This window comes from Monashia sp. HAY1-5C, assembly GCF_056755255.1.
Window position 1 is genome coordinate 1 of sequence record NZ_JBPGXG010000656.1, and the last position, 244, is coordinate 244.

Sequence of the window (244 nt, forward strand, 5' to 3'; positions counted from 1 at the left end):
AGGCTGAGCAGGGCCAGGCAGCACACGCTGTGCAAGGTATTCATGGTCATCTCCCGGAGTGTCACTTGAGCGCCGACGGTTGTGGGTCAGCCACCACCGCCACCTGATTACCGGCCGCAGTCGGGGCCTTGGCCGGAACCTTGAGTTTTTCTGCGCGGGCCTGGGCATCGGCGAACTGCTCCGGCGTCAGGTGCGCGCGGCTGACGATTTCGGCGGCTTGCTGCCAGTTGTTCTGGTACAGCAG

1 protein-coding gene is annotated in these 244 nt (G+C 64.3%); it reads right to left on the bottom strand.

The features are described from left to right. Positions 1 to 61: 61 nt before the first annotated feature. Positions 62 to 244 (bottom strand): hypothetical protein (locus tag ACR9ZK_RS23090; protein WP_481344251.1); only part of this gene is annotated, 183 nt, incomplete at its 5' end.